Source organism: uncultured Clostridium sp. (genome assembly GCF_963515715.1).
Classification (GTDB): Bacteria; Bacillota; Clostridia; order Clostridiales; family Clostridiaceae; genus Clostridium_AW.
The window spans coordinates 11,928-34,739 of record NZ_CAUPZS010000007.1; the positions used below are offsets into that span (position 1 = coordinate 11,928).

Annotated in this window: 25 protein-coding genes; 21 read left to right on the forward strand and 4 right to left on the reverse strand. The window is 28.7% G+C overall.

The features are described from left to right. Positions 1–32 precede the first annotated feature (32 nt). The 8 genes from mnmE to RYO54_RS07125 all read left to right on the forward strand — a co-directional run bounded on the left by mnmE (position 33) and on the right by RYO54_RS07125 (position 7,592). On the forward strand, positions 33–1,412 hold the full coding sequence (gene mnmE, locus RYO54_RS07090; RefSeq protein WP_315117047.1) for a tRNA uridine-5-carboxymethylaminomethyl(34) synthesis GTPase MnmE: 1,380 nt from the start codon (positions 33–35) through the stop codon (positions 1,410–1,412). 12 nt (positions 1,413–1,424) lie between these two features. Next, on the forward strand, positions 1,425–3,308 hold the full coding sequence (gene mnmG / locus RYO54_RS07095; protein ID WP_315117049.1) for a tRNA uridine-5-carboxymethylaminomethyl(34) synthesis enzyme MnmG: 1,884 nt from the start codon (positions 1,425–1,427) through the stop codon (positions 3,306–3,308). 28 nt (positions 3,309–3,336) lie between these two features. Next, a complete protein-coding gene (rsmG, locus tag RYO54_RS07100; RefSeq protein ID WP_315117051.1) occupies positions 3,337–4,056 on the forward strand; it encodes a 16S rRNA (guanine(527)-N(7))-methyltransferase RsmG in 720 nt (239 codons plus the stop codon). Positions 4,057–4,171: 115 nt separating this feature from the next. Beyond that, the gene (locus tag RYO54_RS07105; protein WP_315117053.1) at positions 4,172–4,951 is read left to right on the forward strand and encodes a ParB/RepB/Spo0J family partition protein; all 780 of its coding nucleotides are present in this window, start codon (positions 4,172–4,174) and stop codon (positions 4,949–4,951) included. Between the two features lie 171 nt (positions 4,952–5,122). Beyond that, positions 5,123–5,887: an AAA family ATPase gene (locus RYO54_RS07110; RefSeq protein ID WP_315117055.1), complete on the forward strand. Its 765-nt coding sequence runs from the start codon at positions 5,123–5,125 to the stop codon at positions 5,885–5,887. Between the two features lie 6 nt (positions 5,888–5,893). Further along, positions 5,894–6,742 (forward strand): ParB/RepB/Spo0J family partition protein, encoded by an 849-nt coding sequence (locus RYO54_RS07115; RefSeq protein ID WP_315117057.1) that lies wholly within the window; start codon positions 5,894–5,896, stop codon positions 6,740–6,742. Between the two features lie 39 nt (positions 6,743–6,781). After that, the gene (locus RYO54_RS07120; RefSeq protein WP_315117059.1) at positions 6,782–7,285 is read left to right on the forward strand and encodes a DUF4446 family protein; all 504 of its coding nucleotides are present in this window, start codon (positions 6,782–6,784) and stop codon (positions 7,283–7,285) included. Positions 7,286–7,337: 52 nt separating this feature from the next. Then, positions 7,338–7,592, forward strand: a complete 255-nt coding sequence (locus RYO54_RS07125; protein WP_315117061.1) for a YkuS family protein — start codon at positions 7,338–7,340, stop codon at positions 7,590–7,592. A 30-nt stretch (positions 7,593–7,622) separates the two neighbouring features. On the opposite strand, the gene yyaC is transcribed toward RYO54_RS07125, so the two are convergent. Both yyaC and ytvI read right to left on the reverse strand, forming a co-directional pair. Continuing rightward, a complete protein-coding gene (yyaC, locus tag RYO54_RS07130) occupies positions 7,623–8,216 on the reverse strand; it encodes a spore protease YyaC (RefSeq protein ID WP_315117063.1) in 594 nt (197 codons plus the stop codon). A 54-nt stretch (positions 8,217–8,270) separates the two neighbouring features. Beyond that, positions 8,271–9,326: a sporulation integral membrane protein YtvI gene (gene ytvI / locus RYO54_RS07135; protein WP_315117065.1), complete on the reverse strand. Its 1,056-nt coding sequence runs from the start codon at positions 9,324–9,326 to the stop codon at positions 8,271–8,273. A 275-nt stretch (positions 9,327–9,601) separates the two neighbouring features. On the opposite strand from ytvI, the gene RYO54_RS07140 reads away from it, so the two are divergent. The 10 genes from RYO54_RS07140 (at position 9,602) to RYO54_RS07185 (ending at position 18,110) form a co-directional block, all read left to right on the forward strand. Beyond that, on the forward strand, positions 9,602–9,808 hold the full coding sequence (locus tag RYO54_RS07140) for a DUF951 domain-containing protein (protein ID WP_315117067.1): 207 nt from the start codon (positions 9,602–9,604) through the stop codon (positions 9,806–9,808). A gap of 97 nt (positions 9,809–9,905) precedes the next feature. Next, complete coding sequence (gene rpsF / locus RYO54_RS07145) at positions 9,906–10,193, forward strand: 30S ribosomal protein S6 (RefSeq protein ID WP_315117069.1); 288 nt, start codon at positions 9,906–9,908, stop codon at positions 10,191–10,193. Between the two features lie 11 nt (positions 10,194–10,204). Next, positions 10,205–10,636: a single-stranded DNA-binding protein gene (locus tag RYO54_RS07150; RefSeq protein ID WP_216440987.1), complete on the forward strand. Its 432-nt coding sequence runs from the start codon at positions 10,205–10,207 to the stop codon at positions 10,634–10,636. 18 nt (positions 10,637–10,654) lie between these two features. Continuing rightward, positions 10,655–10,921, forward strand: coding sequence for a 30S ribosomal protein S18 (gene rpsR / locus RYO54_RS07155; RefSeq protein ID WP_216440986.1), 267 nt, complete (start codon positions 10,655–10,657; stop codon positions 10,919–10,921). Between the two features lie 169 nt (positions 10,922–11,090). Next, entirely contained in the window at positions 11,091–11,408 is a 318-nt protein-coding gene (locus RYO54_RS07160) for a MazG-like family protein (protein WP_315117071.1), read from the forward strand. Between the two features lie 11 nt (positions 11,409–11,419). Continuing rightward, on the forward strand, positions 11,420–12,409 hold the full coding sequence (locus tag RYO54_RS07165; protein ID WP_315117073.1) for a YybS family protein: 990 nt from the start codon (positions 11,420–11,422) through the stop codon (positions 12,407–12,409). Between the two features lie 12 nt (positions 12,410–12,421). Further along, entirely contained in the window at positions 12,422–14,413 is a 1,992-nt protein-coding gene (locus RYO54_RS07170; protein ID WP_315117075.1) for a DHH family phosphoesterase, read from the forward strand. Continuing rightward, positions 14,410–14,853 carry a 50S ribosomal protein L9 gene (rplI, locus tag RYO54_RS07175; RefSeq protein WP_315117077.1) on the forward strand — a complete coding sequence of 148 codons (444 nt, stop codon included), beginning with the start codon at positions 14,410–14,412 and terminating at the stop codon, positions 14,851–14,853. Before RYO54_RS07170 ends, rplI begins: the two co-directional genes overlap by 4 nt. 11 nt (positions 14,854–14,864) lie before the next feature. After that, positions 14,865–16,760, forward strand: a complete 1,896-nt coding sequence (gene lonC, locus RYO54_RS07180) for a Lon family ATP-dependent protease (protein WP_315117079.1) — start codon at positions 14,865–14,867, stop codon at positions 16,758–16,760. An 18-nt stretch (positions 16,761–16,778) separates the two neighbouring features. Continuing rightward, on the forward strand, positions 16,779–18,110 hold the full coding sequence (locus tag RYO54_RS07185; RefSeq protein ID WP_315117080.1) for a replicative DNA helicase: 1,332 nt from the start codon (positions 16,779–16,781) through the stop codon (positions 18,108–18,110). Positions 18,111–18,170: 60 nt separating this feature from the next. On the opposite strand, the gene RYO54_RS07190 is transcribed toward RYO54_RS07185, so the two are convergent. Both RYO54_RS07190 and RYO54_RS07195 read right to left on the reverse strand, forming a co-directional pair. After that, entirely contained in the window at positions 18,171–19,406 is a 1,236-nt protein-coding gene (locus RYO54_RS07190) for an SPOCS domain-containing protein (RefSeq protein WP_315117081.1), read from the reverse strand. Between the two features lie 75 nt (positions 19,407–19,481). Further along, complete coding sequence (locus tag RYO54_RS07195; protein ID WP_315117082.1) at positions 19,482–20,381, reverse strand: CsxC family protein; 900 nt, start codon at positions 20,379–20,381, stop codon at positions 19,482–19,484. 188 nt (positions 20,382–20,569) lie between these two features. Here RYO54_RS07195 and RYO54_RS07200 point away from each other — a divergent pair, with 188 nt between their 5' ends. The 3 genes from RYO54_RS07200 to RYO54_RS07210 all read left to right on the forward strand — a co-directional run bounded on the left by RYO54_RS07200 (position 20,570) and on the right by RYO54_RS07210 (position 22,801). After that, positions 20,570–22,006, forward strand: coding sequence for a L,D-transpeptidase family protein (locus tag RYO54_RS07200; protein ID WP_315117084.1), 1,437 nt, complete (start codon positions 20,570–20,572; stop codon positions 22,004–22,006). A gap of 112 nt (positions 22,007–22,118) precedes the next feature. Then, on the forward strand, positions 22,119–22,556 hold the full coding sequence (locus RYO54_RS07205; protein ID WP_315117085.1) for an ACT domain-containing protein: 438 nt from the start codon (positions 22,119–22,121) through the stop codon (positions 22,554–22,556). A gap of 23 nt (positions 22,557–22,579) precedes the next feature. Continuing rightward, positions 22,580–22,801: a DUF3006 domain-containing protein gene (locus RYO54_RS07210; protein WP_399549177.1), complete on the forward strand. Its 222-nt coding sequence runs from the start codon at positions 22,580–22,582 to the stop codon at positions 22,799–22,801. Positions 22,802–22,812 lie beyond the last annotated feature (11 nt).

Consider the following 22,812-nt stretch of genomic DNA (forward strand, 5'->3'; position numbering starts at 1 on the left):
TTTATTGCTTACATTATAAGGAGGTGTAATAATTGAGAGAATTTGATACTATAGCTGCTGTTGCAACGGTGCTAGGGGAAGGCGGAATATCAATAATTAGAGTTTCAGGTAGTGAGAGCTTAAGAATAGTTGATAAGATTTTTAAAGGCAGGAAAGAAGGCAGTATTTTAAATATGAAGCCCTATACCATGAAATATGGACATATAATTGAAATGGATAGTGGAGAAGTATTAGATGAAGTTTTAATAAGCTTTATGAAAGGACCTAAAAGTTTTACAGCAGAAGATACGGTTGAGATTAATTGCCATGGAGGAGTAACTCCAACTAAAAGAATATTAGAAGAAGTTATAAGAGCAGGAGCTAGAATTGCAGAGCCAGGAGAATTTACTAAAAGGGCATTTTTAAATGGAAGAATAGATTTAAGTCAAGCGGAAGCTGTTATAGATATTATAAGAGCTAAAACAGAATTATCTATGAAATCCGCAGTGCTACAATCTGGAGGGAGAATATCTAAAGAAATAGCTTATTTAAGAAATAAATTACTTGAAACTATTGCCCATATAGAAGCTACGGTGGATTATCCAGAAGAGGATTTAGAAGAAGTAACTTCCATGGGAGTAAAAAAGGAATTAGATGAAATAAATAAAAATATAGATAGACTACTTATTACTGCTGAAGAGGGTAAAATATTAAGAGAAGGCTTAAATGTAATTATAGTTGGAAAACCTAATGTAGGAAAATCCTCTCTTTTAAATGCCTTGCTTATGGAGAAAAGAGCTATTGTTACGGATATACCAGGTACTACTAGGGATGTAATTGAGGAATATATAAACTTAGATGGAGTTCCAATAAAAGTGACAGATACCGCAGGAATAAGAAATACTGAGGATGTTGTGGAGAAAATTGGGGTAGAAAAATCTAAAGAAAAAATAGATGAAGGTGATCTTATAATTTTAATGCTTGATTTCAGTAGAGAATTGGATCAGGAGGATTATGAGATAATAAATTATATTAAGAATAAAAAAAGTATTGTACTTTTAAATAAAATAGATTTAGAAAATAGATTTGATAAAGATATATTAAAAGATATAGATTCAAAATATATAATAGAAACCTCAGCTAAAACAGGAGAGGGATTAGAACAATTAAAAGAGTGCATTAAAGATTTATTTTTTGGTGGTGAGGTAAAGGCAGGAGAGCTTATAATCACTAATACAAGACATAAAGAAGCATTAATAAAAGCTAGAGAAAGCTTAAATTATGCCTTAGATGCACTAGAAGTTACTTTAGCTATAGATTTAGCTTCTATAGATATAAGAAATGCCTGGATAGGACTTGGAGAAATAACTGGTGACACAGTTGAAGAAGATATTATAGATAAAATATTCTCAGAATTTTGTTTAGGAAAGTAGGGAGAATAGTAAATGAAGTATTTTGCAGGAGATTATGATGTAGTTGTAATAGGAGCAGGTCATGCAGGTTGCGAGGCGGCATTAGCTGCTGCTAGAATAGGATGCAGAGTTTTAATATGTACTATAAATTTGGATAGTGTTGCAATGATGCCATGTAACCCTAATATAGGTGGTACAGCAAAAGGACATTTAGTAAGAGAAATTGATGCACTTGGTGGAGAAATGGGAATAAATATAGATAATACTTTTATCCAATCAAGGATGCTAAATACATCAAAAGGACCTGCTGTACACTCGCTAAGAGCCCAAGCTGATAAAGCCAAGTATTCTGCAAGGATGAAAGAGATTCTTGAGAAAGAGGAAAACTTAACATTAAAGCAAGTAGAAGTAATAAAAATAGATATAAAAGATGGAAGAGTTAAAGGTGTACTAACCAAAAATGGAGGATATTATAACACTAAATCTGTTATTCTTGCTACTGGAACATATTTAAATGCGAGAATAATAATAGGTGAAATATCTTATAGCAGTGGTCCTAATGGATTGTTCCCAGCAAAGGAATTAACACAAAATTTAATGGATTCAAATATAAGTATAAGAAGATTTAAAACAGGGACACCTGCTAGAATTAACAAAAAAACGGTAGATTTTTCCCAAATGATAGAACAACCAGGAGATAAAAAAATAGTTCCATTTTCATTTATGAGCGGGAATTTAGATAGAGAGCAAGTATCATGCTATTTGACATATACTAATGAGGAAACTCATGAAGTAATAAGAAAAAATCTTCATAGATCTCCTATGTTTAATGGTTCAATAGAAGGAGTTGGAGCTAGATATTGCCCTTCTATTGAGGATAAAGTAAATAGATTTCCGGATAAAAATAAACATCAAGTTTTCATTGAACCAGAAGGAGAAAACACAAATGAACTTTATGTTGCAGGGTTATCTAGTTCTCTTCCAGAAGAAGTTCAAATTGCTATGTATAGGACTGTTCCAGGACTTGAAAATGCAGAGTTACTAAGGACAGCATATGCTATAGAATATGATTGTATAGATCCTCAACAATTAAAGTTATCTTTAGAATTTAAAGAAATAGATGGATTATTTAGTGCTGGTCAAATAAACGGAAGTTCAGGATATGAGGAAGCAGCTGCACAAGGATTAATTGCAGGAATAAATTCTGCAATGAAAATAAGGGAAAAGGATTCATTAATTTTAACTAGATCCGATGGATATATAGGGGTATTAATTGATGATCTGGTTACTAAAGGCACAAATGAACCTTATAGAATGATGACATCCCGTTCTGAGTATAGACTTATATTAAGGCAAGATAATGCTGATTTAAGACTAACAGAAAAAGGTTATAATGTGGGATTAGTAACTAAAGAAAGATATGACAAATATACGCAAAGAAAAGAATCTATAGAAAAAGAAATAGAAAGAATAAAAGGATTACAAATAACTAATAAAAAAGAAGTGAATGAGTTCTTATCATCTTTAGAGTCTTCAGAATTAAAAAAACCAATAAGTATGTATGAACTAATCAAAAGACCAGAGTTAGATTATTTTAAAGTTAAAAAATTAGATGAATTTAGACCAGAATTACCTGAAGATGTTCAAGAAGAAGTGAATACTATGTCAAAATATGAAGGATATATTCAAAAACAAATAGAACAAGTAAATCAGTTTAAAAAATTAGAAAATAGATTAATTCCTTTAGATATAGATTATAGTAATATTTATGGATTAAGGATTGAAGCAATTCAAAAATTGACTAAAATAAAGCCTATGAATATAGGGCAGGCTTCTAGAATTTCAGGAGTATCACCAGCAGATATTTCTGTATTACTAATTTATTTAGAACAAAAGTACAGAAGGGATAATTTATAATTATCCCTCAATAGCCTTGGAGGTAAAAATGCAATATTATGATATTTTAAAAACTGCGTGTTCAGATGTAGGTATAGATTTTGATGAAAAAAAATATGATAAATTTATTAAATATAAAGACATGATAAAAGAATGGAATAATAAAATTAATTTAACTGCTATTACTGAAGATGAAGAGATAATAAAAAAGCATTTTATAGATTGTATAAAAATATATAAATGTCCAGTATTAAAAGATTTAGATAATATAATAGATATAGGAACAGGAGCTGGATTTCCTGGTATACCTATTAAAATAATAGATGATAATAAAAAGGTTGTTTTGCTAGATTCTTTAAATAAAAGAATTAATTTTTTGAATGAAGTAATAAAGGAATTAGATTTAAATGATTTAGTGACACTTCATGGTAGAGCGGAAGACTATTCAAAACAGAATGAATACAGAGAAAAGTTTGATGCAGTTGTATCTAGAGCTGTAGCTAATTTAGCAGTTTTAAGTGAATTTTGCTTACCATATGTAAAAGTAAATGGATATTTTATTGCAATGAAAGGTCCAGCAGTAGAAGATGAAATAAAGGATGGTGCCAAAGCAATAAGTATATTGGGAGGCCAAGTTGAAGATATTATTCAATTAAATATAGAAGGAAGCAATCTAAAACATAATTTAGTAGTAATAAAAAAAATTAAAAATACTCCTGCTAAATATCCTAGAAAAGCAGGAACTGCTTCTAAAAATCCGCTCAAATAATATTTGTTAATTTGTCTGTTGTATTTTGTCATAGAAATATATTTTTTAAAAGAAGGATTTTATTATTTAATATAGAATTGTTAATAAGAGGAAAAGATAAGAGGGATGATTGAATATGGAAGAGAACATTAATTTTGTAGATACGGATTTAATATATCCTAACGTATATCAGCCTAGAAAAATATTTAATGAGGAATCTATAGATGAGTTAGCCAAATCCATAAAAAGTTATGGTATTATTCAACCGTTGTCTGTTAGAAGAATTGGAGAGGGTACATATGAATTAGTAGCAGGAGAAAGAAGACTTAGAGCAGCTAAAAAGGCTGGATTAAAGCAAGTTCCTGTGATAGTAGTAGATGTAACGGATAAAGATTCTGCGGCTATAGCATTATTAGAAAATATTCAAAGAGAAGATTTGAGTTTTTTGGAAGAAGCAGAGGCTTTTTTTAACTTAATAAAAGAACACAATTATACTCAAGAAGCTTTAGCCGAGGTTATTGGAAAGAAACAATCTACTATAGCTAATAAAATTAGACTATTAAAATTATCAATTAATGTAAGAAGGATGCTATTAGAAAATGGTCTGACAGAAAGACATGCTAGAGCATTATTAAAACTTCCAACGGAAGAGTTGCAATTTAAAATATTAAAAGTAGTTATTAAAAATAATTTAAATGTTAAAAAGACTGAAGAATTAATAGAAAAAGAGTTAATAAAAATAACTGAAAATAATCTATCAAAAGATGGTAAGAAAAAAATAAAAGGTATATTTAGCCCTAAAGTATATATTAATACAGTTAGACAAGTTTTTGATAAATATGGGGTATCTGCTCAGTATTCTTCTAAAGAATTAGAAGATAAAATACAAATTACTATTACTATTCCTAAAAAATAATAAATGTTTCACGTGAAACATTCTACATATTAAAAGAGCCTTTGTGGCTCTTTTTTATTTAATCCAAAAATTTAAATAAATTTTATCTTTTATTAATTAAAATGCTTTTAATATTCTAATATTGTTATATAATAAAATATAAGAGTATTAAAAGAAAGATAGGTGAGAAATATGAAAATAATATCTATATTCAATCAAAAGGGTGGCGTTGGAAAAACTACTACAAATATTAATCTGTGCTCCTATCTTTGCATGGAAGGATATAAAGTATTATCTATCGATATAGATCCACAGGGGAATACTACAAGTGGGTTAGGGTTTGACAAAAGAAAACTAGAAAACTCGGTGTATGATTTACTTACTAGTGAAAAAGATATAAAGGATATAATTAAAGCTAGCCCTGTACTAGAAAATTATCACATAGTACCATCGAATATGAATTTAGCAGGAGCAGAAGTTGAATTAATACAAGATCAAGAAAGAGAAAATATTTTAAAAAGAAAATTAGAGCAAATAAAAGATGAATATGATTATGTTTTTATAGACTGTCCTCCATCTTTAGGTATATTGACAATAAATGCCCTTGTTGCATCTCATACAGTTCTCATTCCAATACAGTGCGAATTTTATGCATTAGAAGGAGTAGGACAACTTATAAATACTATCCAACTAGTAAAAAGATCTTTAAATAAAGATTTAGAAGTAGAAGGTGTTATTATGAGTATGTACGATGGTAGAACAAATCTCTCTTTGGAAGTTGTATCAGAAGTTAAAAAATATTTTAAAGATAAAGTATATGATACTACTATACCAAGAAATATAAGATTAGCGGAAGCTCCAAGCTTTGGATTGCCTATTGTATTATATGATGGAAAATGTAAAGGGGCCGAAGCTTACGAAAATCTTGCTAAAGAATTTATAAGGAGGCAAAAATAATAACATATGAATAAAAAATTTGGTTTAGGTAAAGGATTAGGGGCACTTATACCTGAAGAACTTGATAATGAAGCAAATGATGTAAAAAATGAAATATCAATTGACTTAGTGTTGCCTAATGATGGACAACCTAGAAAAAAGTTTGATGAAGAAAAAATATTAGTACTAAGTGAATCAATAAAAGAACATGGTATTATTCAACCGATAATTGTTAATAAGGAAAGTAATAAATACATAATAATTGCTGGTGAAAGACGATGGAGAGCTGCAAAGCTAGCAGGGTTGAAGAAAATACCTGTAATAATAATGGATACTAGTAATAAAAATATATTAGAAATATCTTTGATAGAAAATATCCAAAGACAAGATTTAAATCCAATAGAAGAAGCAAATGCATATAAAAAACTGCTAGATGACTATGATTTAACACAAGAAGAATTAAGTAAAAGAATGGGAAAATCTAGAACTGCCATTACAAACTGTTTAAGATTGCTAAATTTAGATAGTAGAGTTCAAGATTACTTAATTGATGGTGTTATTAGTGAAGGGCACGGAAGATCATTACTATCAATTAATGATAATGATTTACAATATAATATAGCACAAATTATAATAGATGAGAATTTAAGTGTTAGAGAAACTGAAAAGCTAATTAAATCCTTTAATGATAAGAAAGAAGAAAAAAGTAAAGAGAACGATAAATTAAATCCATATTATAATGATATAAAGAATAAACTTGAGGATTTATTTGGAACAAAGGTTTATATCAATAATAAAAAAAATAAAGGGAAAATAGAAATAGAATATTATTCTGAAGATGATTTGCAAAGAATATTAGACATTCTTGAATTATAATATTGTTTCACGTGAAACATCTCTAGAAAGGAAGATACAATGGAAAGTTTAATAAATTTAATATCAGAATATCAACCAATATTATTAATTATAGGACTATGTTTAATAATTATATTATTTTTAATTATTATTATTCAATTTAGTGCTATTAATAAATTAGAAAAAAGATATAGAAAATTTATGAGAGGTGTAGATATAAAAAACATAGAAGAAATGGTTGTCTCATATTTAGATAAAGTAGATAATGTTACTGAACAAATAGATAAATTAAAAACTGTTAGTAAAGAAATTGATATTAAATTAAATAATTGCATACAAAAAACATCAATAGTTAGATATAGAGCTTTTGAAAACGTTGGAAGTGATTTATCTTATTCAATTGTATTGTTAGACAATAAAAATGATGGAATTATATTAACTGGTATATATGGAAGAGATGATAGTACAACTTATGCTAAGCCTATAGATAAAGGATTATCTAGATATGAATTGTCAGAAGAAGAAAAATATGTATTAAAGGATGCAATGAGCAAAAGTATATAGATATGAATAAAAAGCCTTCTTTTGGTTAATATACCATAAAGGAGGTTTTTTTATGATAGTGTGTGTTTCGGAAGAACTTTTATATATAAGAAAAGAGTTAGAGAAAAGAGGATACAAAGTAATAACTTCTTTAAAGGATGAAATTTGTGATGCTATTATATGTAATTTGAAAGACGGTGGTTTAAAAGAGCTAACTTTTCAAAATACATTAAATAGAGATGGTACATTAATTGTGGATTCGGGAAGTAGAAGTATTGAAGAAATTGAATATATTTTAAATAATAGGACATATAGTTCAATATTTTAAATTAAAAAACCAAGTTTAAAACTTGGTTTTTTAATTTATTTTTGTAATATTATTTGTAATAGTATTAGATTTTTTCCCACCAACAATTTTTATAATACTATGGTATATTCCAGCAGATATAGTTTCAGCTAATTGCATAACAGTATTTAATCTTGTGTTTTGTAGTACCATAAATTCAAGCATTCCAGATATATTAACAATACCTGTTATACTTAAATCGCCTACAGAGGGTAAGTTTTTATTAACAGCAGAACCGGGTGAAATGGGTTTTTCTTGAACACATATTTTACCGATATTTTGCACATTGCCAAGACATGCATCAATAGCTATTATATAAGGTTTATCATATTTTGAGTTTATCTCTTCTAATGTCTCACATAAATTTTTAGCATGTACAGGTTTCTCTAAATTACCATATATAAAAAAATTATCTCTAGACAAAAATCTTAATTTATGGCCAATTAATGGACCAAGACTATCTCCAGTTGATCTGTCCGAGCCAATACATAATAAAATAATAGCTCTCTGAGATTTAACTATTGGTAAAAGATGATTACAAAGAGTGTCCCTCAATATATTTATAGAATCATTATTAGTACAATCAATTAATAATTTTTCATCCATATAAAAAACCTCCTATATGGAATTCTACCCATAAGGAGGAATTGTATACAGTACTTACAAAACTTTCACTTGTTTCAATATTTTGAATGCTACTATCATAAACATACAAAAGAACATACCTTTAATACCGGCAATTTTTAATCCAATAAAAATAGAAGCTAAAACAGATACAGGATGTATACCTAATGATGATGATACAATTTTAGGTTCTAATATTTGTCTTATCACAGTTACTACTACATACCAAATAAGTATTCCTATACCTATAAAATAATTTTTATATATAAAAATATAAATTAGTGATAAAGGAATGTAAATGCCTCCTATACCTAAGATAGGTAATATATCAAAAATAGCAGCAATAATACTTAAAATAAGAGCATATTTTACATCTAAAAACAAAAATCCCACTAGAGTCTCTAAAAATGTTATAGTAATAACTAAAAGGTAAGAAAGTGCATAATTTAACAACATTTTTTTAGATTGTTTCAAAATATCGTATAGTCTATCAGATTTTTCAGGAGTAATAGTACTCATTAGCTTATTTTTAGCCAAACTAAGATCCTTAGTAAAAAAATAAGTTGAGAGTAAAGTAAATAATATTAACATAAAAAGATAAGGTATATATGTTAAAAAAGAGACGGTAGTTTGTATTATTTTACTAGTGATGGATACAGTTATATTAGATAGCTTGCTTATAAAGCTATAAAAATTACTTTCTACGGTAGCAATGATTGAAGGATCCAAGTTGTTATAATAAGCAGTTAAATTCTTAAAAAAATTATTAATATCATTAGAATTAGTAGAGATATAACTCTGAGTATTTTTACCTAATTGAATAGCTTCACGGGTTAATGATGTAGCTACTAATGATATACAAGATAGTATTAATGTAAAAAACAATAAAGTGGTTATAAGCGCAGCGAATCCTTTTTTTAATTTTAGCTTTTTAATTAATAATTCTGTTGGTTTCTTTAAAATTAATGAAAAAATAAAAGCTAAAAAGAAAGGTAATGCATAATCAAGGGATTTGAAAAATAAAATAAAGGCCAACGTATAAATAACAAAAAAAAGTATATACTTGTCAAATTTTTCGATTAAGTTATCCATTTACTCACATCCTATTCTTGTCATTATTGCAAAATCTTTATATAATAAATACTCTAAATAAGAGCAATCAATATTTTTCATATAGACTTCTTCCAGAACTAGCCCAAATATTTTTACTAAACAAAATCTTCTTATATTTTTTAATTTAATTATATCCTAGATAAGTAGTAAATAAAAGAATTATAGCACTATATTAATTGTTTATTAACTATTTATGTAATATTATAATATATAAGTATAAATTAAATATTTAAATGGAGGTAATTTAAAAAATTATGTGTAAGGCTTTTGATCTTGGAGACATTGTTGAGATGAAAAAAACTCATCCTTGTGGTAGTAAGGAATGGAAAATAATTAGAATGGGTGCAGACATAAAAATAAAATGTTGTATTTGTAATAGGATTGTTATGATAGAAAGAAATAAATTCGAAAAGGATATGAAGAAAGTAGTTAAAAAATCAGAAATTAATGAAAATAACTAAAGTATGTTGATTTTTAATTTGAATAGTGATAAAATAGATTGGTAGTCCCTGCTGTGGAAACCACAGCCGTTAGTCCAAGGGGAGGAGGTGAAATCTAATGAGAAAATATGAAACAATATTTATCTTACATCCATCATTAGATGAAGAGGCAGTAAAAACTAATGTAGAAAAGTTTAAGACTGTTATCGAAAATGCTGGTGGAGTAGTTGAAAACGTTGATTTTTGGGGCAGAAGAAAGCTTGCTTATGAAATAGAAAAGATTGGTGAAGGTTACTACACATTAATCAATTTTAGTTCTCAGCCAGAATTACCAGAAGAATTAGACAGATTGTTCAGAATCAACGACTCAGTTATAAGACATATCATCATAAAAGAAGAAAAATAGGTGGTGTTTAAATGAATAAGGTTGTTTTGATAGGTAGGTTGACCAAGGATCCAGAATTGAGATTTACTCCTGGAACAGGCACGGCTGTTGCAACCTTTACATTAGCTATCGATAGAAGGTTTGCTTCTAAAGATGGAAATAAAGAAGCAGATTTTATACCTGTAGTAGTATGGGGTAAACAGGCTGAATCAACTGCTAATTATATGAGTAAAGGTAAACTTATGGGAGTTAGTGGAAGAATTCAGACTAGAACATATGAAGCAAAAGATGGAACACGAAGATATGTAACTGAGGTAGTTGCAGATGAAGTACAATTTTTAGAATGGGGAGGCAAGCAATCAGGTGGATCCCAAGGTAATTATGGTGATCCAATGAATAGTTTCCCTGAAAATTCTTATGGAGAGGATATAACACCAATAGATGATGGTGAAATCCCATTTTAATTATAAGGAGGGAAGAGAATGAATAAGGAAGCAGGAAGAGATGGCGGCGCAAGAAGAGGCGGCGGCAGAATGAGAAGAGCTAAGAAAAAAGTTTGTTCTTTCTGTGCAGATAAATCAGAAAGAATTGATTATAAAGATATAAATAAATTAAGAAAATATGTTACTGAAAGAGGAAAAATTCTTCCAAGAAGAATTTCAGGATGCTGTGCTAAACATCAAAGAGAATTAACAGAGTCTATAAAGAGAGCAAGAAACATAGCATTATTACCATTTACAACAGAATAAGATAAGTTACTAATGGAGAGGAAAGTTATTCCTCTCCTGTTTTATTATAGGCCTTATTATCGTATCATTATTGTAAAAAAGCTATACTACACATATAATTAAAGTATATGTGTTTTAATTATATGTATATGGTAATAATTACAATAGGTGTATTATAGGGGGAAGAGGCATGAAAAAGGATAATTTGAACATTATGAGAAATGTCCAAATAATAGAAGATTTAAAAGCAGAATTATTATGTGTAATAGGAGACTTTTTTAAATTATTAACAAAAGGGACAAATGTAGCACAGGGTGCCATATTAGATTGTATTTCTGGAGCAATAACTGTATTATATATATTAGCAGATAGATTAGGGTATTCTTTTACAGCAGTAGATGAAAATATGAAAAAAAAATTAAAAATGGGTATAATTGATGAGGATGATATTGAAAAAGAAGGAAAAGACTTAAGCAGATTATACTCCCATTTAAAAGAAAGACAATAATGGAGGAATGTATGCATAATAGAATGTATAACACTAAAAGTACTGTAGAAGCAGGAGTTATAACTGGCCTACTAGTTATATTAGCTTTAATGAATATATATTTACCTATTTTTTCAACATTAGGTAGATTTATTTTACCTATACCTGTTGCTGTTTTATTGTTAAGACACAATTTGAAAGTAACAATAACATCAGTTGTAGCTAGTGGAATATTAGTTGGCTTTATATATAATCCTTTATCAGGTTTGACTTCTGCCATAATGTTTGGGATGACAGGTATTGCTTTAGGTTATTGTATAAAAAAGGATAAGAATGTATCAATTAGTATTTTTGCATTAGCTATTTCATCTCTTATAGGAACCATTATAGATATTACTGTTTATATTTTACTAATAAGCAAAAGCACTGTAGTAGGTTTTGTAGATGAGATGGTTAAAATTATGAATGAATCACTGCAGTCAGTAATCAGTATGTATAGTCAAATGGGGATAAGTGAAGAAAAATTAAAGCCTTTAATTGATTCATTTAAGTTGTTTAACACGGATTTTATAATTAAAATAATTCCAGGAATACTTATAATGTCTTCTATTATATTTGCATATTTTACATATAATATAACAAGAGTTATACTAAAGAGGTTAAATTACAATATGAGGGAAATGCCTAAATTTACCCATATACATGTAAATATAAAAATTGCAACTATAGTTGCAGTTGCTCTACTTATAGGAGTTATATTAGTTAGACAAAATATTAAAATAGGTGAGTATATATTAAATTCATCCCAATTAATTTTGCAGTATATATTTCTTTTTAATGGTTTATCCGTAGCTATTTATTATTTAAGAATAAAATATAAACTATCAAAAACTATAAGCCTATTTATAATAATATTCACTTTATTTTCACAGTTTGCAATGGTATATATAATGTTGGGAATTTCAGATATAATTATTGACTTTAGAAAGATAGATAAAAATAGAATAGTCAATAATAAATAGTGAGGGCTAGGCATGGATAATAAATATAAATACTTTATTTCATGGAATAAAAGCTATATGTTTATGATAGCTATATTAATTTTTATTATAACATACTATAATATTTTACTAGGTATAGTATCACTTTTTATGTATATTTTTTTAATAATAAATAATGTGAATAATAATAAGTTAAAGAAAAGTGAGTGGGAGAATTTTATAAAAAACTTTTCTACGGATTTAGATAATGCAACACGAAATACTCTTCTAAAGCTTCCGTTACCTATGATTATATTAGGTGAGGGTGGAAATATACTTTGGTACAATCAAAATTTTTCAACTGTAGTTAATCAAGAGAGTATTTTAGAACGTAATATAAATGATGTAATAAAAGATATAAATTTGAAGCATGTGCTGGATGGAAAGAAAAATACATATAGAGGAATAAAAATAGATAATCAGTATTATGATCTTTATATTAATATAATTGACTCTTCTGATAATAAAAATAAAAAAGACAAATTAATATTAATATATTTATGTGATATTACAGATATATACAAAAAAATAGTTGAAATAGATAATAACAAAGAAACAGTTATGTTGATTGAAGTAGATAATTTAGATGATGTAATAAAAACTACAGAAGAGGATAAAAAGCCTCAACTTATAGCAGAAATTGAAAAAATAATTAATAGTTATAGCCAAAATTTAAATGCTATGCTAAAAAAATATTCTTCTAATAAATATGTAATTTCAGTTCAAGATAAATACATACAGGAAGAAATGAACAAAAAATTTGATATACTTGACTCAGTAAGAGAAATAAATATAGGAAATAAATTAATAGTAACCCTAAGTGTTGGAATAGGTAGGGGTGGTGTAACACCGCTTGAAAATGAGAGTTATGCTGTTGCAGCAAAGGAGCTTGCCTTGGGTAGAGGTGGAGATCAAGTAGTTGTAAAAAGTGGAGAAAAGCTAGCTTTTTATGGAGGGAAAACTAAAGAAGTAGAAAAGAGAACTAAAGTAAGAGCTAGAGTTATTGCTCATGCTTTACTAAATTTAATTAACGAAAGTGATAAAGTATATATTATGGGACATGTTAACTCAGATATAGACTGCTTAGGAGCTGCTATTGGACTATTTAGTGCTATAAGAAATCTAAATAAAGAGTGTTACATAGTTATAGATAGTATTAACAATAGTATAAAGCCCATAATGGAAAAAATTAAATCGGAAAAAGAGTATGGTACTGCTTTCATAAATAGTGTGAAGGCTATAAATGACATAAATGAAAATAGTTTATTAATATTAGTAGATGTTCATAGTAAAGGTATTGTGGAGAATATTAAATTAGTAGAGAATAGTAAAAAAACAGTAATAATAGACCATCATAGAAAATCTACTAATGCAATAGAGGGAACCTTACTAAGCTATATAGAGCCTTATGCTTCATCTACATCGGAACTAGTTACTGAAATAATACAGTATATGTCTGAAAAACCTGAACTAAAGGTTATAGAAGCAGAGGCATTACTTGCAGGAATATGTGTTGACACTAAAAATTTTTATTTTAAAACAGGAGTGAGAACTTTTGAAGCTGCATCATTTTTAAGAAAAATGGGAGCAGACACATTAGATGTAAAAAAGCTATTTTCTGACGACTTAGAAACTTATTTGAAAAAATATCAAATAATAAAGTCAGCTAAGGTTATTAATGGAATAGCTATAGCTATTTGCCCACCGGATATAGAAGATACTGTATTAGCTGCACAATCAGCTGATGAGTTGCTAAATATTACAGGTATCAATACATCATTTGTCTTTGTTAAAATAGGAGATGAGGTATTGATAAGTGGAAGATCCCTTGGTGACATAAATGTACAAATCTTATTAGAAGCACTAGGCGGCGGTGGACATATGACTATGGCAGGTGCAAGACTTCAAGATGTTTCAATTGAAGAGGCAGTAAAGAAGTTAGAATATGCTATAGATAAATACTTAATGGAGGGTGAGGAAAAATGAAAGTAATTTTATTATCAGACGTTAAAGCATTAGGAAAAAAAGGGGATGTAGTAAATGCCTCAGATGGGTATGCAAGAAATTTTTTATTTCCTAGAAAATTAGCAATAGAAGCTACAGATGCTAATATGCATATACTAAACAACAAAAAAGAGGCTGAAAGAAAACAAAAGTTGGCTGAAATAGAAGAAGCACAAAAAATTGCTAATGGATTAAAAGGAAAAGAAATAAAATTAAAAGTTAAGTCAGGTGAAAATGGAAGATTATTTGGATCAATAACAGGGAAAGACATTTCAGATGAACTGAAAAAGTCTTATAAAATAGATATAGATAAAAAGAAAATAGTAGTAGAAGCAATAAGACAACTAGGAACATATGAAGTAGAAGTGAAAATATATCCTGAAATATCTACTAAAATAAAGGTGGTTGTTGAAGAGCAATAAGGAGGATAAGTGTGAAATCTGAATATATTAACGAATTTGCTAAAGAAGTATCTGATGTTTTATCATTAGATACTCAACTGAATGTCTTATATGAGATAATGAAAAAAGTATTAGACGAAAAAACAATAAGAGCTAGAGTGGTAAAATTTAAACTTCAGGATTATATAGAAAATGAAGACAAATATAAAAGATTATATGCTATAAATAAAATTATAAGTGACGGAAAAGGAATCAAAGTAGTACCTGATGAGAAAAATGTTCATGATGCCTTAGAGAGTACCAATAAGTGGCTTTCTGAGGCATTAGCTAAAAGATATGTACAAAACAATATAGAAAAGCAAGTTGAAAGAAATCTAGTAGAAAAACAACAAAAGTATATGGATGAAATAAGACTTGGTATTATAAGAAAACAAAAGGGGCCTGAAAATGGAAAAACCCTTAAAAAGTATGATCAATTAAAAGCATTAGATGAAAAGAAACTTACTAAAAGTGTACAAAGCTTATTAAGGCCAGAGTCATTTTCAGAGATTATGGGGCAGGAAATAGCTATAAAATCATTGTTTTCAAAAATGGCTTCTCCATATCCTCAACATATTATACTATATGGACCACCAGGAGTGGGAAAAACTACAGCGGCAAGACTTGCATTAGAAGAAGCTAAAAGGTTAAAAAACACTCCATTTGAGGAAGAGGCTAGATTTATAGAAGTAGATGGAACTACTATACGATGGGATCCAAGAGAGATAACAAATCCACTTTTAGGATCAGTTCATGATCCTATATATCAAGGAAGCAAAAGGGATTTGGCAGAAATAGGAGTTCCAGAGCCTAAACCAGGACTAGTTACTGAGGCTCACGGTGGAGTACTATTTATAGATGAAATTGGAGAACTTGATTCAATACTTCAAAATAAATTATTGAAAGTTTTAGAGGATAAAAGAGTAGAATTTTCATCATCATATTATGATCCAGATGATGAAAATACTCCTAAGTATATCAAGTATTTATTTGAAAAAGGAGCTCCAGCAGATTTTATTTTAATAGGTGCTACAACTAAGGAACCTGGTGATATTAATCCAGCATTAAGATCGAGATGCACAGAGGTATATTTTCAACCATTAACACCTAAAGATATACAAAATATAATAATAAACTCTGCACAAAAATTAAATATTGAATTAGAAGATGGTATACCAGAAATGATAAGCAGATATACTATTGAAGGAAGAAAGGCCGTTAATATACTATCAGATGTATATGGATATGTAATTTATAATAATAACTTGGATGTTGACAATGATAAAATAAAAATAAAATTAGAAGATTTGAAACAAATATTAGCTATAAACAGGCTATCACCATATGAAGAAGCAAATTGCGATAATAATTTTGAAATTGGTCATATACATGGACTAGGGGTAGCTGGATATATTGGGTCAACTCTTGAAATAGAAGCGGCTGTATTTGAGGCAAAAGAAAAGGGACATGGAAAAGTAAGATTCAATGATACGGCAGGAAGTATGGCTAAAGACTCAGTATTTAATGCAGCTTCAGTTATTAGAAAAATTACTGATAAAGATATTAGCGATTATGATATACACGTAAATATAATAGGGGGAGGACGTATTGACGGTCCTTCAGCTGGAGCGGCAATAACAGCATGTATAATAAGCTCCCTTTTAAATAAACCTATAAGACAGGATATGGCTATTACTGGGGAAATATCTCTAAGGGGAAAAGTAAAGCCTGTTGGAGGAATTTTTGAAAAAATATATGGTGCAAGAAGAAAGGGTGTTAAGTTAGTAGTAATACCCAAGGATAATTTAAAAGATGTTCCAGTAGGACTTGATGATATAGAAGTAAAGGCTGTTGATAATATAGAAGAATTGATTAAAATAGCTTTTTAAACACAAGGAGAGATGATAATGAATGCACCATTGAAAAGTATGCCTCATAACATTGACGCTGAACAAAACGTCTTAGGAGCTATGATAATAGATAAGATTGCTATAGTTCAGGCTTTAGAGGTGTTAAAAACAGATGACTTTTACAAAGAAGCTCATCAAGTTATTTTCAATGCCATATTAGATCTATACCAAAGAGATACGGCTGTAGATTTAATTACATTAACAGAAAATCTACAATCAAAGGAAAAGTTAGAGGCCGCGGGAGGAATAACTTATATAACTTCCGTGTGTAGTTCAGTTTTATCTACGGCTAATCTTCAATCCTATATAAAAATTGTAAAGGATAAATCTACTCTAAGGAGGCTTATAAGAGCTTCAACAGACATTATTGAAGACAGTTATAATAAGCAAAATGATGTAGAAGGCATAGTAGATATAGCAGAGAAAAGAATATTTAATATATCTAATAATAGGAATACAAATGATTTTGAAGCCATGAGTACAGTATTAGAAAGAGGTTTTCTAGAAATAGAAAAAATCTATAATAATAAAGGTGGGGTTACTGGAGTAGCAGCTGGTTTTCCAGAATTAGACTCTAAAACATCTGGGTTTCAAAAGGGAGATATGATTCTTATTGCTGCAAGACCTTCCATGGGTAAAACTACATTTGCTCTAAACTTAGCACAATATGCGGCCTTAAGAGATAGTAAAAGCGTAGCTGTATTCTCCCTAGAAATGTCTAAGGAACAGTTAGCATATAAACTATTATGTGCTGAAGCTAATGTAGATATGTTAAAATTAAGAACAGGTAATCTAGAGGACCGAGATTGGGAAAACATTGCAAAGGCATCAGGACCTCTTTCAGCGGCTAAAATATTTATTGATGATACTGCTGGTATTTCTGTAATGGAAATGAGGTCAAAATGTAGAAGATTGAAAATAGAACAAGGAATAGATCTTATAGTAATTGACTATCTTCAACTTATGTCAGGTAGCAGAGGCTCTGAAAGTAGACAGCAAGAAGTATCAGAAATATCTCGTTCGATAAAGGCCTTAGCTAAAGAAATGGAATGTCCTGTAATAGCACTTTCACAGCTATCAAGAGCGCCAGAGCAAAGAGCTGATCATAGACCTATGTTATCAGACTTAAGAGAATCAGGATCTATTGAGCAGGACGCAGACTTAGTTATGTTTTTATATAGAGACGAATATTATAATAAAGAAACAGAGGATAAAAATGTTGCAGAATGTATCATAGCAAAACAAAGAAATGGTCCAACAGGCACTGTAAAACTAGCTTGGTTAGGTCAATACAGTAAATTTGGTAGATTGGATATTATACATCAATAAAAAAAGGAGGAATATGTCCTCTTTTTTTTATTATTATTTAATTAAGTATTTCCTAGGAAATTAAATATTTACAGGTTGATTTTGATATAGTCTAATTGTTAAGCCAAGGGAAAATTTATTTTTTGTTCTTTTACATCCAACTAAATTGTTGTATTTTTCAATCTTAGTATTATCTAGTTTAGTTACTATTTGAAGTATCTCTGCAGATAGTAGTTCACAATAAATTTTTTCATTGAGAACTTCATTGTTTGAGAAGAATAGATCATTACAATCATCTTCTCCAATAGTTCCTATGGAGCCGTTAGTTAAATTATATTTAATATTTGGTCTGTTTTTTTGTAGAACAGGTGGGGTAGTAAATTCAACTCTAGTTACGCATTGAAAAGGTATATTGACGGTTACATGTTTTACTTTACTTGATGATATATTGTTATATTGAATACTTTCTCTTATGTAGCCGGAAATGAATAATTTATTGACATCAACTATTAAATCATATTCAGTAATATGTATATTACTTTTAACATCTATTATGTTTGTAGCGGGCTTACTAAAATTAATATCTGCTTCACAACCTATTTCCACTTGGAATTGTGACAATATTACTGGGAGTTTACATATTAAAGGACCATTTAATGAAATTTGAGGAACAGGAATGTTTGTGCATAATGGAATTAATTTGGAATCTACAGAAACACAGCTATTTGTTCCATTGTGTATGTTTTTAATAGTTTTTTTACATTTCTTTTTATTCTCTTTTCTAATTTCAACTTTATCAGGAGTTTTCCTAGCTTTTTTTTCTTTTTTAGTTTCCACTTCATCGTGAGTTTTTCCAACGTTATTTTTTTTTATAATTTCCACTTCATTGGAAGTTTTCTCAATTCTAGTTTTTTTTCTAGTTTCAGATTTAAAATGGGGGGTCTCAATTTTAATTTCTTTTATAGTTTCAGTTTTAGCAGGAGGTTTTTCAACGTTGTTTTTTTTTATAGCTTCCACTTCATCGGGAGTTTTCTCAATTCTAGTTTTTTTTCTAGTTTCAGATTTAAAATGGGGGTTCTCAATTTTAATTTCTTTTATAGTTTCAGTTTTAGCAGGAGGTTTTTCAACGTTGTTTTTTTTTATAGTTTCCACTTTATTAGGAGTTTTCTCAATTTTAGTTTCTTTCTCAATTTCAACTTTATCAGGAGTCTTTTCAACTTTACCTTTTCTTATATTGTTATTTTTTTCATTATATAGCAATATAACTTCTCGTATCAATTTCTCCCAATCTACAGTGTTTTTTTTATTCTGTTTCATATTAACCTCCTAAAACATAATATAAATAGGAAGGCTCAAAATAAATTGAGCCTTTTTATCATTATAGGTTTATTATTATTCACATTTTTCATGGTGTATTCCTGGGAAAGTTACGCCAGGGATACATACTTGTCTGTCCTGTAACAATTTTACTTTAAGGAATATTACCATTTTTTCTTTAACTCTTCTGAATGTGTGTTCCATATGCTCTTCGCGTTCTTCGCATCTTTCTCTATCATGACATCTATCTCTATGATCTTCGCGTTCCTCACATTTATCCATTTCAATGTCAGATTCAAAAATAGTAGCTTCTTCTATTTCGCAGAATACTTTTTCATTAAATACGGAGTTGTGAACGAAATTATGATCTACTTCTTTATTAATGATGCGTTCTTCTTTTCTGCAACAATGTTGTTCTTGGGTTTCTATTTCAATTGTTCTTTGATTTTCTTTGAATATATTTCCAGCATTAAATCCGTTTAAGAAATCTACTTTTGTTACACAGCTAAATGGTACTCTTAAAGTTGTGTGTTTAATATCACCAGATACGCCATGTTTATTCATACATCCTTTTGTAGAGAAAACAATATTCTTTTTAACGAATCCTTCTAAGAAAACTTTATCAGTTCCAGGAACAAGGTGACATTGAGTTACTCTTACATCTTTGTCGATAAATTTTATATCTGTAGCTGGCTCTTCTAAGGTTAAAGTTGCTTCTGTGTCTATTTGAACTGTGAAGAAAGCTAAAACTGTTGGTATTTTAAATAATGTAGATCCTTTTGCGCAAGTATTTCTTATAGGAAAATTTTCACACATGGATTTTGTCATTGCGTTACTAACATTAGCATGACATTGTCTTTCACCAGCGTGACAATTGTGGTTTTCAACTACGCGTGAACTAGTTTCAGCACTTTCGCATGAAATGTTACTAAAACTTTCTCCCTGACATTTGTTATAACTACTCATAAGACTCATTAATAGTTCCTCCCTTTTTTGCTATAATCTATAATCATTAATTAATTTCTCGTCATTAGCGTTAATACATACTATTCATTAATAGAGAAAAATGAAACCTATTAATTAAAAATAATTTTAATCACATTTATTCAGACACATAGCATATATATTAAAAGTATTATTAATAAGAAAAGTGGGGGGAAATTATGAAAAAAAGTATTAAAATATTTATTTTAGTATTCTGTTGGTTTATTTTTTTAAGTAATAAAGCTAATGCTAAAGATAATATCAATTATGAGTTACCTATAATAGAAAACACAATATTTAAGAATGCTGAGATGAACTTTGATAATTATCCAGTTTATGAAAATAAATTGATAGAGTACACTATTAAATCTAACTACAAAGGCAAAGTAAATTATAGAGTATTTCTTAAGTCCTTAGATGATGGAAACTTAATGGAATTGACTAGCGGATATACCTTTGACAGAGATGGAGAAAAACCATTTAAATTTTATATATTTGATATACAACCTGGAAATTATGATATATTAATATTTTCTAAAAATAGCAATGGCTTAGGAAATAAGAATGTATTAATTGGGGAATATGATATAACTTATGATGATTATAAAATTATTCAATTTGAATGTTTGAAAAATGGTGAGCCAAAGTTAGATGTATCTATATTAAATAAACCACCATATTTTGAGAATTCCAATTTAAATTTGAAGATAAAAACAATGGGATATTATGGACCTGTACAGTATAGAATATTTTTGTTTTCAAATATATCTAAAAGCTGGAGTGAAGTAACCAACGGTTATTCAAATAAAGTTTATTCTGCAGAGGAATTTAAGATAAATACAGGAAAGTTGAGAGAAGGTTCCTATAAATTATCCGTTAGAGTTAAAAGAGGGGAATTGCCTGGTGCATGCAATGATTCATTAGGAGAGTATGATGATCTTAAAAATATAGATATTATAGTATCAAAGGAGCCAAAAGAATCGATTAAAAAAGATAGCAATCCATCGGCACCTGCTATTAGCGAATTATACGTTGGAAACGCTAGTGAGACAACAAGAATAATGGTAAGAAAAGATGCAAATTTAAACTCTCAGATTATAGGATATATTTATGGAAGTACACAAGAAGTGAAGGTATTAGATAAAAAGGGTTCTTTTAATTATGTACAAGTTTTAAGTTATGGAACATCGAAAGAAATTAAAGGTTATATACATGAAAATTATATAAAAAAGGTTACTCCATCTAAGTTATATAGTATTATCGTTGATATAACCAAGCAGAGAGTGTATGTCTATAAGGATAATAAGCTTATAAAAAACTTCATATGTTCCACAGGGTTAGATGTTAGTCCAACCCCTACAGGACGGTTTTTAATAGGAGATAGAGGTCATAGCTTTGGATACGAGAAGGGGTATATATGTTATGATTATGTTAGATTTAATTATAACTATTTATTTCACAGTGCATTGCATGATTTAAATGGAAGGATAATTGAATATGAATATAAAAGGCTAGGTAGTAAAGCTTCTAATGGGTGCATAAGATTAGAAAAAGATGCAGCAAAGTGGATATATAACAATATACCTAAAAACACATTAGTAGAAATTAAAGAATAGTAAAAATATTAAAAATATTGTGTAATTCATAGAAGGACAGTTGTATATATGTTTTAACTATGTTACTATTAGGCATATAAGTATGTTATCTAAATTTATATGAGGTGGTTACATGAATGATAGGTTTTTAATGATACATACCAGTGTTTTGCCTGATATTTTTGAAAAAGTTATTGAAGTGAAAGAATTAATGAAAACTGGAAAAGTAAGAGAAATTACTGAAGCAGTAAAAGTGGTAGGAATAAGCAGAAGTACTTATTATAAGTATAAAGACTTTGTTTTTACTGTAACTGGTAATATGAACAACCATAAAGTTATAATAGCACTTACTTTAGATCATGAGCCAGGAACATTATCTAGAATATTGGATAATATTGCCTATTACAAAGGCAATATACTTACGATTAATCAGGAAATACCTATAAATAATACTGCAAATGTAAATATAACCTTTGATATTTCTAATTTAAAAATTGAGTTTAACAAGCTTCTTGATGAAATAAAAAATATGGACCATGTGATAAAGTTAGAGTTGGTAGCTATGGACTAAGGAGAATATTGGAGGTACAAATTATGATGCAGGGAGTAATAGACAGAATAGAAGAAAACTATGCTGTAATTGAATTAGAAAAAGGAACTATGATTAATTTAAATCTAAGTATAATCCCTCCTGAAGCAAGAGAAGGGGATGTTATTATCATAGATGAGAATAATAATATAACTATAGATAAAGTAGAAACAGAAAACAGAAAAAAATTAATAGAAGAGTTAATAAAAGATTTATGGGAAGAATAAAGAAAGGGAAC

Excerpts from the sequence above, each read along its gene's own strand:
- RYO54_RS07205 (WP_315117085.1), top strand. The coding sequence starts at position 22,119 with ATGAATGATAGGTTTTTAATGATACATACCAGTGTTTTGCCTGATATT.
- ytvI (WP_315117065.1), bottom strand. The coding sequence starts at position 9,326 with ATGGATAACTTAATCGAAAAATTTGACAAGTATATACTTTTTTTTGTT.
- RYO54_RS07125 (WP_315117061.1), top strand. The coding sequence starts at position 7,338 with ATGATAGTGTGTGTTTCGGAAGAACTTTTATATATAAGAAAAGAGTTA.
- RYO54_RS07105 (WP_315117053.1), top strand. The coding sequence starts at position 4,172 with ATGGAAGAGAACATTAATTTTGTAGATACGGATTTAATATATCCTAAC.
- RYO54_RS07160 (WP_315117071.1), top strand. The coding sequence starts at position 11,091 with ATGAAAAAGGATAATTTGAACATTATGAGAAATGTCCAAATAATAGAA.
- mnmG (WP_315117049.1), top strand. The coding sequence starts at position 1,425 with ATGAAGTATTTTGCAGGAGATTATGATGTAGTTGTAATAGGAGCAGGT.
- RYO54_RS07120 (WP_315117059.1), top strand. The coding sequence starts at position 6,782 with ATGGAAAGTTTAATAAATTTAATATCAGAATATCAACCAATATTATTA.
- RYO54_RS07170 (WP_315117075.1), top strand. The coding sequence starts at position 12,422 with ATGGATAATAAATATAAATACTTTATTTCATGGAATAAAAGCTATATG.
- rpsR (WP_216440986.1), top strand. The coding sequence starts at position 10,655 with ATGAATAAGGAAGCAGGAAGAGATGGCGGCGCAAGAAGAGGCGGCGGC.
- RYO54_RS07185 (WP_315117080.1), top strand. The coding sequence starts at position 16,779 with ATGAATGCACCATTGAAAAGTATGCCTCATAACATTGACGCTGAACAA.
- RYO54_RS07150 (WP_216440987.1), top strand. The coding sequence starts at position 10,205 with ATGAATAAGGTTGTTTTGATAGGTAGGTTGACCAAGGATCCAGAATTG.
- RYO54_RS07140 (WP_315117067.1), top strand. The coding sequence starts at position 9,602 with ATGTGTAAGGCTTTTGATCTTGGAGACATTGTTGAGATGAAAAAAACT.
- RYO54_RS07115 (WP_315117057.1), top strand. The coding sequence starts at position 5,894 with ATGAATAAAAAATTTGGTTTAGGTAAAGGATTAGGGGCACTTATACCT.
- RYO54_RS07165 (WP_315117073.1), top strand. The coding sequence starts at position 11,420 with ATGCATAATAGAATGTATAACACTAAAAGTACTGTAGAAGCAGGAGTT.
- RYO54_RS07190 (WP_315117081.1), bottom strand. The coding sequence starts at position 19,406 with ATGAAACAGAATAAAAAAAACACTGTAGATTGGGAGAAATTGATACGA.
- rsmG (WP_315117051.1), top strand. The coding sequence starts at position 3,337 with ATGCAATATTATGATATTTTAAAAACTGCGTGTTCAGATGTAGGTATA.
- RYO54_RS07195 (WP_315117082.1), bottom strand. The coding sequence starts at position 20,381 with ATGAGTCTTATGAGTAGTTATAACAAATGTCAGGGAGAAAGTTTTAGT.
- RYO54_RS07110 (WP_315117055.1), top strand. The coding sequence starts at position 5,123 with ATGAAAATAATATCTATATTCAATCAAAAGGGTGGCGTTGGAAAAACT.
- yyaC (WP_315117063.1), bottom strand. The coding sequence starts at position 8,216 with ATGGATGAAAAATTATTAATTGATTGTACTAATAATGATTCTATAAAT.
- RYO54_RS07200 (WP_315117084.1), top strand. The coding sequence starts at position 20,570 with ATGAAAAAAAGTATTAAAATATTTATTTTAGTATTCTGTTGGTTTATT.
- RYO54_RS07210 (WP_399549177.1), top strand. The coding sequence starts at position 22,580 with ATGATGCAGGGAGTAATAGACAGAATAGAAGAAAACTATGCTGTAATT.
- rpsF (WP_315117069.1), top strand. The coding sequence starts at position 9,906 with ATGAGAAAATATGAAACAATATTTATCTTACATCCATCATTAGATGAA.
- rplI (WP_315117077.1), top strand. The coding sequence starts at position 14,410 with ATGAAAGTAATTTTATTATCAGACGTTAAAGCATTAGGAAAAAAAGGG.